The sequence below is a fragment of the Tautonia rosea genome, assembly GCF_012958305.1.
Taxonomy (GTDB): domain Bacteria; phylum Planctomycetota; class Planctomycetia; order Isosphaerales; family Isosphaeraceae; genus Tautonia; species Tautonia rosea.
Genome location: NZ_JABBYO010000012.1, coordinates 187,734 through 200,285, shown reverse-complemented (window position 1 = coordinate 200,285; position 12,552 = coordinate 187,734). Strand labels below are relative to the sequence as shown.

Genomic DNA, 12,552 nt, shown 5'->3' with positions numbered 1-12,552 from the left:
GTTGCCGAGCCGCAGGGGGGCGTCGAGCTGGTCCCACTGGCGGATGAGCCAGTCGCAGCCGAAGGCGGTGGCTTCGAGGTCGGCGACGGTGCCGACGGGGTCGCGGGGAAGGTCTTGCCCTTTGCGACGGGCGCGGGCCTGGCGGCGTCGTTCCCAGGATTGAACGGCGTCTCGGGCCGAGTCGAGGCGGGTGGACTCGCGGGCGTTGTCGAGGCGATCGAGCGTGACGGAGGCGACCGCGGCGCGTCGGACGAGGTGCTGCTCGACGACGTTGTCGGGACCGGCCTCGCGGTCCCAGCGTTGCAGGGCACGCTCGAGGTCGAGTCCGAAGTCATCAGGGACGACGACCTGAGCGGCCAGTCCGTGGGTCAGGCCGTTGCGTCGCGAGCGGGCCTTGCCTTCGACGGTTTTCGGGCCGGTCGATTTGAGGGCGTTGCGGCGGTTGGCGTCGAGTTGCTTGGAAGAAAGGGGCTTGGCCATGAGTTGAGGATTCCAAGGGGTGCGACTTCAACAGGGGGTTCAGATCACGATCGAGCAAGAAATCAAGCTCGGCTCATCAATACCATCGTGACCAAGGGGGTGGCTCAGTCACTTTTTTCGTATGCTGAGACATCGAATCAGCGGTTTGTCGAGATCGAGAGGCCGCGGAGTCGAGGGACGGAATGAGATCGGAGATGACCAGGAGCGTGATGGGCCGACGGAATCGATGAGACGGAGCGGAGCCGAAGAGACGCTTCATTCGGCACAACAGCGGCATCGGACAACGACGTTCTGCGACTGGGACATCGTTCTCGGAATGGCCCAGAGAGGTTGATGGACGTATGCAAGGAGTCGTAATGATCGTTCATGGTGTAGTGCTGGTGTTCCTGGGGTCTTCTCTGGGAGCGGAGAAGGCCGAAGAGACTCCGACGCGGATCGAACTGGAGTATGCTCCAGCCGCCGTGAGGAACCCGTTGAAAGGGCTGGTTCCCTATGCGGGGCAGGGGAGGGAATTCCCTCATTCCCTGGAATTTGATTATGTGTCGTTCGGTGAGGTGATGACGGGATACGACTCGTTTGACTGGCAACCGCTGGAACGAAGGCTTGATGCCATCGCGGCGCGAGGAAACCAGGCCGTCTTTCGGGTCTTCCTGGAATATCCGGGACGGCTCGGGGTGATCCCGGAGTTCCTGATTCGAGACGGCTTGACCGTGCATCGCTACGTGGTGGCGGACACGAACGGCAAGGAGGTTGAGACCCCTGACTATGAGGACGAGCGGTTGCGGAGGGCCTTGCGGTCGTTCATCACGGCAATGGGAAAGCGATACGACGGCGACCCGAGGCTTGGGTTTTTGACCGCCGGGTTGCTCGGGCACTGGGGAGAGTGGCACACGTATCCGAGGAGCGAACTGTTCGCTTCGAAGGCGGTGCAGGAGGACGTGCTGGATGCGTTCGAGTCGGCGTTCCAGACCACGCCGATCCTGCTCCGCTATCCGGCTGGAGGTGCCAACGACCGGATGGCCTCGAACGCGAAACGAGGGTTTGGGTATCACGATGATTCGTTCGCCTGGGCGACCCTGGAGACGGGCCGGAGGCAAGACTTCTGGTATTTCGTTCCGTTGCTCAATGCAGCCGGGCCGGAGGCGAGGGAGAAGTGGAAGACCCACCCGATTGGCGGAGAGATTCGGCCGGAAGCCTGGGGCAAGGTCTTCGACCAGGAACCGGGGGATGATCGGATCCAGGACTTCCGACGCTGTGTCGAGGAAACGCATGCCTCGTGGCTGATGGACTCGGGGATGTCCCGGCGAAACGTTCCCGAGGCAAGGCGGCAACGGGCCGAGGAGGAGGTCCGTCGGATGGGATACGAATTCCACGTGCCGACGGTCGAGATCGGGCCACTTCGGGACGGATCGCGGACTGTGACCGTCGCAATCGAGAACCGAGGAATCGCGCCCTTTTATGTCGATTGGAACCCGGAATTCGGCCTGCTGGAGGACGAGGGCGAGCTGATCACGTTCCCCTGCGACGGCTCGCTGATTGGCCTGCTTCCGGGAGAACCGCCGCGTCAGTGGACCGGAACGATCCCGTTGGATTCCGAGGATCGCTTGAAAGGGACGCTGATGCTCCGGGTTCCGAACCCCTTGCCGAACGGGATTCCGATCCGCTTTGCGAACGCGACACAGGATGCGGATCGACCGGGTTGGTTGACGTTGGGGAGGATCAACCCTTGATCGTCTCAGGGGGCCGGCTTCGAGGCCGATCTCGGGAACTGACTCCGGAGACGCTGAAGCTCGACATCAGCGGTGGGGCTGTCGTCGGTCAGCAGGGCGTCGAGGTCCTCGATCAGTTGCCGTTCGGCGAGATCGGCTTCCTCACGGAGTCCCAGGCGGTCGCGTAACTCAACAAATTCGGCCCGAGATCCAAAACATGCGGTAATGAACGACGCGGAGTGAGGGTGGGCTTCGACCAGTCGGGCCATGATCGTCTCGTTTTCCTCCATCGCGGAACACGCCTCGTCGCGGAGATTCTGAGCGGCGTAGGCGAAGGCGAGGACGCCGAAAGTCGCCGCGCGTTCGTACTGCTGTTGAGGGAGGTCGGTGCCGAGCGCGGCCAACTGGGAGACGGCATCGAGGGCTTGAACACACGACTGCACGGACATGTCCGGCTGTCCCTGGTAGAGCGCGATCATGGCAAGCCTCATCTCGGCCCGGTAGAGATTTCCGTAGAAGAGGGGATCATCGGGCGCTTCCGAGACGAGTTGACGAGCGATCGTTCGGGCCTCCAAGGCATGAAATTTCGCCTGTTCGACATCATTGAGACGCTCGCGCAAAATCGCAAGGTGGACGTGCTGGTAGGCGACCGCGTCGCGGCACTGGAACTCGGTCGGGCTGTCGGGATGATCGCCGGCGAGGGTCTGAATCACCTCAAGCGCTCGGAGATGGTCGGCCTCGGCGGCGGCGAAGTCAGGAGTTGGACCCCAGGAAGTATGGGCGACTCCCCGTCGGGAGAGGCTTCGAAAGAGGTTGTAGCGGTACCAGGGTTCCTCGGGGCGGTCCCTGAGGACCGATTCGAGCAGGGTGATCGAGCGGCTAAGGTGCTGGAGAATGAGATCGATGTGCGCGTCTTGATCGCGCCATTCGAAGGATTCTGCCAGGGTGAAGTTGATTAGGGCGGTCCGATAGCGGAGCTCGACGTCTTGGTCAGCGCCGGGGATGTCGCGGAGGGCGGTTTCAAAGAGGTCGTGCGTGGCGAGGATGTAGTTGTGCATGGCATCGGAGCCGAGCGGGACGGCCTTGGAGATATACTCCGGGGCAAGCACGGCATTGCCGATGAGCTTCCATGCGAGTCGCATGGATTCTCTGGCCTGGGCATCCGCGACAAGGCGGCGGTTCTCAACGATCAACAGGGTGATGGAGGCGACCAGAATCGTGACTGCCAGGGCACCGGAGGCGAGCAGTCGACCGCGGTATCGGGAAGCCCAACGGCTCAGGCGAGTGATGGGAGACGGGCGGCGGATGGTCAGGGGGAGACCATCGAGGTAGCGTTGAAGTTGCTCGGCCATGGCTCCGGCGGTGAGGAAACGCTCGGAGGGGTTGCGAGCCATTGCCTTCAGGGCGATCGTTTCGAGGTCGTAGGGAGCGTGCCGACAGTAAGCCCGCGGCGGCCGAGGTTCCTCGTTGAGCACTTTCATGCACAGTTCTACATGAGTTCCCCCGAGGTAAGGCGGTCGGCCGGCGAGGAGGAAGTAGAGGATCGCGCCGAGGCTGTAAATGTCGACTGTCGGTAAGTTGCGACCGTTTCGAGCACCAATCTGTTCGGGAGCGGAGAAGGAGGGGGTGCCAACGATCGCACCAGGGTGGGTAAAGATGGTCTCCCCTTGACGGATGATGGGTCGCGCGAGGCCGAAATCGGAGACCTTGGGCACGCCATCTTTGGAGATGAGGATGTTGGAGGGTTTCAGATCGCGATGGACGATCCCGTGGTCATGAGCGTGGTCGATGGCCAGGGCAATGTCGCGAACGAGGGTGGTGATCTGACGATGGTTCAGGGAACCGCGAACGGAAATCGCACTGAGATTCGGTCCGTCGATGAACTCCATCACCAGATAGGGCGCGCCAGTCTCACCCGTGCCGCTGTCGAGCAGGCGAACAATATGAGGGTGTTTGAAGTGGGCGAGCAACTGCCGTTCGGCGTGGAAGCGCCGGATCAGGTCGGGAGTTGCACCATATCGGATCTGTTTCAGAGCGACGAACTGAAGCGGCTCGGTTTCTCGGACGGCGAGGTAGACCGATCCCATGCCGCCGTGGCCGATGGTACCGAGGATGAAGTACGGGCCGACCTGGTCACCGGGAGCGAGGGCGAAATCGTCTGGAGGCTCATCAATCACCCGGGTATCGACCTCGGTGTCATCACCCGGCTCTTCCCCGAGGACCCGGGCAAGGGCATCGGCTTCGAGGAGGGCCTCGACCCAGGCGACAAGAATCGGGTCGGCGTTTTTCAGGTGTTTGAGCTGATCGAGGCGTTGGGCGGGGTCGAGGTTTCGAATGGAATCGAAGAGGGCCTCGACTTCGTTCCAGCGCGCCATCGAGTCTTCGCTCGGGTGGTGGGAGATCGACATGGGCAGACTCCGCCAGCACGCCTCCACAACATCGAGGCGCTCGTGCTAACATCTCGGAGCAACAGGGCAGACAAAAAAGAGATCGAAAGCTTTGTGATTGCCAGGATTCTCAGGAGAGGAAGGAAGCCTGGCGAGTTGGGGTTCGGGACAACAAACGGGAGAGGTTCGGAAGGCGAGGAATCAGCGGGGTTGGTCGGTGGGAGTAAGCTGTTCTCGGAGCCAGGCAGCGCGGTTGGTGGTGATGGAATCGACGCGGAGATCGAGGAATCGGCGGGCGTCGTCGGGGTCGTCGACGGTCCAGACGTGGACGGAGAGGCCGGCGTCTCGAACGCGTTGGACGAAATCGGCGTCGATTGGTCCGCGGTAAGCGAGGTCCAGGCCATCGGCGTTGATGGCGATGGCCTGGTCAATCAGGGCCTGGGGGGAGGGGGTCCAGGCGCCGGTCTGCTCGTCGCGGCGGAATCCGGAGAGGAAGTACATGGGCAAATCGGGGAGCTGTCGCTTGGCCTCGGCGAGGGTCTCGGCGTTGAAGCTGATGACGGCGAGCTGGTCGGGGGACTTGCCCGAGGCTTCGACGGCCCGGACGAGCGCCGGAACGGCTTCGGGTCCGACCTTGACCTCAATCAGACAGAGACCACCGTCGGGAATGGTGGCGAGGACGTCTTCGAGGGTAGGGAGGGGTTCGCCGGCCCATGGTTCGCCTTTCCACGAGCCGGCATCGAGCGAGGAGAGCTGATCGAGGGTGGACTCCTTGACGAGGAGATCGACGCCGGTCGTACGTTTGGTGGAGGCGTCGTGAATGACGATCAGGCGGTCGTCGGCGGTCAGATGGACGTCAAGCTCGATGGCCGGGACGCCGCGTTGCCACGCAAGGTTGAAGGCGGCCAGGGTGTTTTCCGGGGCATCGGCCGACTCGCCGCGGTGGGCCACGAAGAACGCGGGAGAAGGCACCGAGGGGGGCTCCAGCAACAGGAGGGCAGAACTGATCAAAATCGCAACCACGAAGGGCACTCCTGAGGATCGGAGAAATGTTTGATTCCAATGATTCTCCCAGAATTGCCAGACAAGGGTCCGGGGTTCAAGATGATTGTTGGAGGACTTTCAGAATCTGCTGGCGAAAGGCAACGGAGAGTCGTTCTAATATGAACCGTATGCTCGGTCGGTCGGGGCTCTCGGGAGCGGGCTCCCGCAAAGGGAGAGTTTTTGCGCAGCCTCAAACGGGTCACGAACCCCCGAGCCGTAGTGTGCCCCCCCGACGTCCGCATCTTGAAGGAGAATTCATGCGATATCGACTGCTCGCGATGGTCCTCGTGTCGGTGTTCACTCTGGGAGTTACGGCCCTTGCGCCCGCCAGGGCCGATGAGGAGGTCAAGGCCAAGGCCGAGGCGGTGAAGGCCAACCCCACGGCCGAGCTGATCAATGAATACATGGGCGCGGCCATCGGCGAAATTCTGTCGGCGATGGAAAATGACGCCAAGGCAGCCGAGAAGGCCCTGGCCGAGCTGAAGGCCGTTGTGGACTCCTTGAAGCCTGAGGCCGACGACGCCAAGCAACTGGTCGATCGCGCCAAGCAGGTCGTTCCGATTCTGGAGCAACGGATCGAACTGTCTCGGACCACCCTGGCCGATGTGCAAAAGAAGCTCCAGGAGAACGTGAACGACGCCGAGACGCTCAACCTGTACCGCGAGAAGCTGGTGATGGAATTGAGCTCGAAAGCCTATAGCGCTCCGGCCGAGGCCAACGATCAACTGACCAAGGCGCGGGCGTTCTTGACCGAGGCCGCCGCCGCGGCAACGAACAAGCAGGGATATGCCCAGACCATGCAGGTGCTCGACCAGATCGGTGGCGCGATCGAGAGCAACCTAGCTCGCGAGCAGATGATCGGGAAGGACGCGGCCCCGCTGTCGGTCGAGACGTGGGTCAACGGCGAACCGCTGACCGATTCGGACCTGAAGGGCAAGGTCGTCTTACTTGACTTCTGGGCCGTCTGGTGTGGTCCGTGCATCGCCACCTTCCCGCACCTGATCGAGTGGAACGAGCAGTACGGGGACAAGGGGCTGGTGATTATCGGCCTGACGAACTACTACGAGTTCGACTGGGATGAGGCATCCGGCCGCGCTGTGCCGAAGCCCGGCACCACGCCTGAGCAAGAGCAGGCGATGCTGAAGAAGTTCGCCGCGTCGTACAACCTGACGCATCGCTTCGCCATTCAGGATGGTGACGCCATGTCGGAATATTATCAGGTGTCCGGCATTCCTCAGGTCGTTGTGATCGACCAGGAAGGGAAGGTCAGGATGGTCCGCGTCGGCAGCGGCGAGCAGAACGCCAAGGATATTGGCGGCCTGATCGCGGAGCTGCTCGGCTCGGTCGACGCGGCTGGCGACGAATGAGTTCGAGCCTTGCGGCGGATCGTTGACCATCAACCACGGCCGGGGTCCGATCGGAAGTTCGGGCTTCGGCCGTAGGTCGTTTTCGGGATGAACGAACAGTTACCCATCCGATCAGTTGATGCCGTATTCTTTGAGCTTGCGATAGAGCGTGCGCTCGCCAATGCCGAGGATGCGAGAGGCTTCCTCACGGTTGCCGCCGGTCAGGCGAAGGGTTTCGGCGATGTAGTGGGCCTCTATCGATTCCATCGGCTGGCCGACCAGTTGCGAGACGCCCGACGACTGCGGGGTGACGCCGGCCGAGGCGAGCAACTCTTCATCGGTCAAGTCGTCGAGGCCAAGCTCGCCGTCGGTGTCGATTACAAGGAGGCTCTCGACCACGTTGCGCAACTGGCGGACATTGCCAGGCCAGGAATAGGACATCAAGACCTTGCGTAGGTCGGGATGAATCCCAGGGACGGGCTTGCCGTAGTGGGCGGCGTTTTCTCGGACGAAGTGGTCGAGCAGGAGCGGGATGTCCTCTCGGCGTTCGCGAAGGGGGGGCAACTTGATGCTGATGACCTTGATCCGGTGGTAGAGGTCGGTGCGGAACTTCCCTTCCTTGATCATCTCGGGTAGGTCGCGGTTGGTGGCGGTGACGAGACGGACGTTGACGTGGATCGGCTCGTTGGTTCCCATGCGCATGATCTCGCCGTTCTCGATCACTCGGAGCAGGCGGACCTGGGTGGAAGGGGGAATGTCGCCCACCTCATCGAGGAACAGGGTGCCGCCGTTGGCGTGTTCGATCAGGCCTTTGCGTTCGCGGTCGGCGCCGGTGAACGCTCCTTTGACGTGGCCAAAAAGTTCGGATTCGAGGATTGAATCGCTCAGGGCCGCGCAGTTGAGGGCGACGAAGGGCTTGCTCTTGCGGGGGCTGTTGTTGTGAATGGCCTTGGCGACCAGTTCCTTGCCGGTGCCGCTCTCGCCGGTGATCAGAACGGTGGCGGTGGTGGGGGCGATCTGGCGGAGCTTGTCGATGATTGCCTTCATCTGAGGACTGTTGCCGACCACGCCTTCAAAGCCAAAACGTTCCTGAAGCTGGCGCTGAAGTTCGAGATTCTCGCGGGCGAGGCGTTGCGATTTGCTGGCCTTGTCGACGACATCACGGAGTTCTTCGATGTCAAGCGGCTTGGTCAGATAGGTCGCCGCACCGCCCTGCATGGCTCGGACGGCAGTCTGGATCGTGCCGTGGCCGGTGAGGATGACGACTTCGGCCTCGGGGAGTTCCTGCTTGGCCTTGCGAAGGACTTCGAGGCCGCCGACCGGCTCCATGACGAGGTCGGTGACGATGATGTCGAAGTGTTGCTCTTCGATGAGGCGAAGGGCCTCGCGACCGCCGACGGCGACGGTGCAATCGTATCCGACGCGCTGAAGGCTCTCAGCAACAGCCTGGGCGTGCGGCTCGTCATCATCGACGACGAGGACTCGGATTTGAGGGTCCATCAGACAGAGCCTCCCGGATCGGAGGCAGGTAATCGGATGAGGAATCGTGTTCCCTTGCCGGGCTCGGAGTCGAGATCGATGGTGCCGCCGTGAGCTTCGATGATGCGACGGGTCATGGGGAGCCCGAGGCCCGAGCCGCGAGGACGGGTCGAGTAGAAGGGGTCAAAGACGCGAGGGAGGGCCTCGGCGGGGATGCCGCATCCGGTGTCGATGACGTCGATCACAACACCGTTCTCGGGATTACATCGGGTCCGGAGAATCAATTCACCACCTTCGGGCATGGCAAGCTGAGCATTGCGAATCAGGTTTAAGAGTGCCTGCTTGAACGAATCGACATGCAAGGAGACGGGGGGCAAGTCGGGATCGGTTTGCAACCGGGTGACAATGCCCTGAGCCAGTGACTGGGGTTCGCAGAAGTCGCGGACGTCTTCGAGAACCGCGTTGAGGTCGCCGGGGACGAGGTCGAGATCGCTGAGGCGGACGACGCGGAGGAAGTCTTCGAGCAGGTTTTCCAGGCGGTGAGATTCCTTGCGGACCCGCTCGATCTTTTGCAAGGCTCGGCGTTCGCGGTCGGTCTGGGGGTCCCGAAAGTCCTCGGCCAGGAGGTCGAGGGTCAGCCGCATGGTGGAGAGCGGGTTGCGAATCTCGTGTGCCAGGCCGCCGGCAAACTGGGCGATCTCGGCGTACTGGTCACGGAGCCGACGAGCCAGTTCGGGGGGCAGGGGGGGGGCCGGTTCGGGATCGCGACCGTGGGTGTCGGCGAGGGAGTGATCCGTCGCGGGGGAGGCAGGAGCGGCGGGGGATCGTGCCATGGGCGGGCTCCCCTCGGAGGGATCGGGGGGCGTAGCTCGGTCCGTTTGGGTCGTTCGAACTACCCAAGGGTCATCCCGGGCCACGCGAACGGCCCGGTGCAACGACCGGGCCGTTGGCGAGTCAGGACGATTCGGGGAATTTCGAACGGTGCCCGGCGACCGAGACCATCGAACCAGGGCACGGAAGGAACATGCAACAATCCAGGAGCGCTGGATCAGCGACGGTCTCGATCGCGATCTCGGGGAGGAGGTCCACCGGGACCTCGGCCACCGGGACCTCGGTCGCGGTCGCGGTCGCCTCGAGGGCCACCGGGGCCGCGGTCGCCGCCGCCTCGGGGTCCGCGGTCGCCCTCGCCACCGGCGGGCCGGGGCTTGGATTCGACATCATCTTCGATCCCACGTTCGGCCAGGGCCTGGCGTCGGGAGAGTTTGACGCGGTCTTGCTCGTCGATGGCGATGACCTTCACGAGCATGGTGTCGCCGACCCGGCAAACGTCGGCCACACTGTTGATGTAGCCGTCGGTCAACTCGGAGATGTGGACCATGCCGTCCTGGCCGGGCAGGAGTTCGACGAAGGCGCCGAAGTCCTTGACGGACATGACGCGGCCCTCGTAGATCTTGCCGAGCTGGACGCCGGCAGTCATCCCCTCGATGCGGTCGCGGCATTCCTCGGCGCCGACGGCCGAGGCGCTCGCGATGGTGACGATCCCGGTGTCTTCGATATCGATCTTCGTGCCGGTCTCCTCCTGGAGCCGTCGGATCGTCTTGCCACCGGGTCCGATGAGCATGCCGATCTTCTGCGGATCGATCTGGATCTGGATGAGCCGGGGGGCGTTCATCGAGATCTGATCGCGGGGCCGCTTGATGGCGCGGAGCATCGAGCGAAGGATCTCGACGCGGGCCTCGCGGGCCTGATCGAGGGTGTCTCGGATGATCTGTTCCGAGAGGCCGATGTTCTTGACATCGAGCTGGATGCCGGTGATACCGTGCTGGGTGCCGGCGACCTTGAAGTCCATGTCTCCGAAGTGGTCCTCATCGCCGATGATGTCGGTGAGGAGGATGTAGCGGCCGGTCTTCGGGTCCTCGACGAGGCCGATCGAGATGCCTCCGACGGGGTCGGTGATGGGGACACCGGCGTCCATCAGGCTGAGGGTAGCGCCGCAGACCGAAGCCATCGAGCTGGAGCCATTGGATTCGAGAATGTCGGAGATGACCCGGATGGTGTACGGGAAGCGCTGGGGGTCGGGCAGAATGGGAGCGACAGAGCGCTCGGCGAGCATGCCGTGACCGATCTCACGACGGCCGGGACCTCGAATCGGCCGAACCTCGCCGACGGCGAAGTGAGGCATGTTGTAGTCGAGGTAGAACTTTTTGGAGTACTCCTCCATGATGCCGTCGACGCGCTGCTCGTCGGCCCCGGTGCCGAGGACGGTGGTGACAAGGGCCTGGGTTTCACCGCGCTGGAAGATGGCGGAGCCGTGGGCACAGGGGAGGACGCTGACCTCGCAGGAGATCATGCGGAGGTCTTTGGGTCCTCGGCCGTCGGAGCGGTAGCCGTCGAGAATCATCTCGCGGGCCACCCGTTCCTGGAGGGAGTAGAATGCGGTTTTGACTTCAAGGGGAGTCGGACTCGTGGGCTCCTGACCTTCGGGGACTTCAGGACAGAGTTCGGCGACGACCCGCTCTTGAAGCGCCTTGACGGCGTTGTTGCGATCCTGCTTGAGCTTGATGAGCCGGGCCTCGCGGAGGTCGGCCGAATAGCGGCGGTGCAGGTCCTCGACGAGAGCATCGGGCTGGGGCTCGGGATGCTCCATCGGGGGCATACCGAGCTTCTCGCGCAGCTCAAGCTGCAGGTCAATGAGTTCCTGATTGAGCTTGTGGGCTTCGAGGATGGCGTCGAGCATCTCGGCCTCGGGCAATTCCTTGCCGAAGCCCTCGATCATGGTGACCTTCTCGCGGGTGCTGGCGACGATGAGGTCGAGATCGCTGCGGGTCATTTCCTCGGCGGTCGGGAAGGGGATCAACTCGCCGTCGATCCGACCGAGCCGGATGGTGCCGAGCGGGCCGAGGAAGGGGACGTCGGGGCAGATGCAGAGGGTCGTCGACGCGCCGATGAGGGTGAGGATATCGGGGTCGTTGATCCGGTCGGCCGAGATGGGGCTGGCCTGGATCTGGACCTCCATGCGGTAATCGCTCGGGAAGAGCGGCCGGATGGGGCGATCGGTGAGGCGCGAGGTGAGGATTTCCTTGGTCGTCGGGCGACCTTCGCGCTTGATGAAGCCACCGGGGAACTTGCCGGCGGCGTAAACTTTTTCGCGGTAGTCGACCATCATCGGGAAAAAGTCGAGCCCTTCTCGACCGGGGGCGACGACGGTGGCGACGAGGGTCATGGTGTCGCCGAGGCGGACCACCACGGCACCGGTGGCTTGCTTGGCAAGGCGACCGGTCTCGATGGAAATTGTCTTGCCGCCGATGGTGCGTTCGACAACGACAAGCTTCTTGACGGGATTCACGGGAGCGGAAGAACCAGACGTGGACATGCCCACCCTTACCTCAACTCGGCGATCGGGCACCGGGAGCCTGGGTGATGGCGGACCGGCCTGAGAAGACCGGAAGGAGAGAAAAACACGGGAGGGCCGGTTGACCCAGTCGGGAGACAAGAGCGTTGTGAGCCGATCGAGCCCGCAGCCCTCTTGAGGAATCAAACACGACCAGGGCGCACCGAGCTTCGGAGCCGCCCCGATCTTGAGGAATGGGTCACCGACGGACGATTACTTGCGGAGGCCGAGCCGGCCGATCACTTCGAGGTAGCTCTTGCGGTCGGTCTGTCGCAGATACTTCAACAGGCTCGATCGCTTGGAGACCAGCATCAGCAGCCCTCGGCGGCTGGCGTGATCTTTCTTGTGGGTTCTGAAGTGGTCGGTCAAGTCGTTGATGCGGGCCGTCAGCAGCGCAATTTGCACCTCGGGCGACCCCGTATCATGTTCCTCGCGCCTGAACGCGTCGATGATCTCCTGCTTCTTCTCTTTGGTGATCGCCATCACACGCCCCGCAAGGCACCGGCCGAATCATGTGAAAGGCCGTAACTTGAAATCTTTACGCTACGAAGTGTGAGAGTTTACGCGAGGCGGTGTCCAAGAGCAATGGCAGTTGGTCGAAATTGGCCGGAACGCGAGGGACGCTCCGGGGCGGGATCCTTGAGGATGGTGTGTCGTTTGTGCGTTCCTGCCCCGTGACCAGGGGTTTTTGTCTATGATGAACAGCACGTGCAAGG

General features: G+C 62.8%; 8 protein-coding genes and 1 pseudogene. 2 read left to right on the top strand and 7 right to left on the bottom strand.

What is annotated here, in order from left to right; all coding sequences use genetic code 11:
• Positions 1 to 480, bottom strand: a pseudogene (locus HG800_RS20275) (hypothetical protein); the annotation flags it as partial.
• A gap of 356 nt (positions 481 to 836) precedes the next feature.
• Between HG800_RS20275 and HG800_RS20270 the strand changes: the two are divergent.
• The gene (locus HG800_RS20270; RefSeq protein WP_169978887.1) at positions 837 to 2,210 is read left to right on the top strand and encodes a DUF4832 domain-containing protein; all 1,374 of its coding nucleotides are present in this window, start codon (positions 837 to 839) and stop codon (positions 2,208 to 2,210) included.
• A gap of 5 nt (positions 2,211 to 2,215) precedes the next feature.
• On the opposite strand, the gene HG800_RS20265 is transcribed toward HG800_RS20270, so the two are convergent.
• Both HG800_RS20265 and HG800_RS20260 read right to left on the bottom strand, forming a co-directional pair.
• Positions 2,216 to 4,597 carry a serine/threonine-protein kinase gene (locus HG800_RS20265; RefSeq protein WP_169978884.1) on the bottom strand — a complete coding sequence of 794 codons (2,382 nt, stop codon included), beginning with the start codon at positions 4,595 to 4,597 and terminating at the stop codon, positions 2,216 to 2,218.
• 180 nt (positions 4,598 to 4,777) lie between these two features.
• Positions 4,778 to 5,599, bottom strand: a complete 822-nt coding sequence (locus HG800_RS20260) for a glycerophosphodiester phosphodiesterase (RefSeq protein WP_315852067.1) — start codon at positions 5,597 to 5,599, stop codon at positions 4,778 to 4,780.
• Positions 5,600 to 5,877: 278 nt separating this feature from the next.
• On the opposite strand from HG800_RS20260, the gene HG800_RS20255 reads away from it, so the two are divergent.
• On the top strand, positions 5,878 to 6,987 hold the full coding sequence (locus HG800_RS20255; protein WP_169978882.1) for a TlpA family protein disulfide reductase: 1,110 nt from the start codon (positions 5,878 to 5,880) through the stop codon (positions 6,985 to 6,987).
• Between the two features lie 111 nt (positions 6,988 to 7,098).
• Here the strand turns inward: HG800_RS20255 and HG800_RS20250 are convergent, their stop codons facing one another.
• The 4 genes from HG800_RS20250 to rpsO form a co-directional block, all read right to left on the bottom strand.
• On the bottom strand, positions 7,099 to 8,466 hold the full coding sequence (locus tag HG800_RS20250) for a sigma-54-dependent transcriptional regulator (protein ID WP_169978880.1): 1,368 nt from the start codon (positions 8,464 to 8,466) through the stop codon (positions 7,099 to 7,101).
• Positions 8,466 to 9,278: a two-component system sensor histidine kinase NtrB gene (locus tag HG800_RS20245; RefSeq protein ID WP_169978878.1), complete on the bottom strand. Its 813-nt coding sequence runs from the start codon at positions 9,276 to 9,278 to the stop codon at positions 8,466 to 8,468. Before HG800_RS20245 ends, HG800_RS20250 begins: the two co-directional genes overlap by 1 nt.
• A 215-nt stretch (positions 9,279 to 9,493) precedes the next feature.
• Positions 9,494 to 11,818: a polyribonucleotide nucleotidyltransferase gene (pnp, locus tag HG800_RS20240; RefSeq protein WP_169978876.1), complete on the bottom strand. Its 2,325-nt coding sequence runs from the start codon at positions 11,816 to 11,818 to the stop codon at positions 9,494 to 9,496.
• 231 nt (positions 11,819 to 12,049) lie between these two features.
• Positions 12,050 to 12,319 carry a 30S ribosomal protein S15 gene (gene rpsO / locus HG800_RS20235; RefSeq protein ID WP_152053512.1) on the bottom strand — a complete coding sequence of 90 codons (270 nt, stop codon included), beginning with the start codon at positions 12,317 to 12,319 and terminating at the stop codon, positions 12,050 to 12,052.
• Positions 12,320 to 12,552 lie beyond the last annotated feature (233 nt).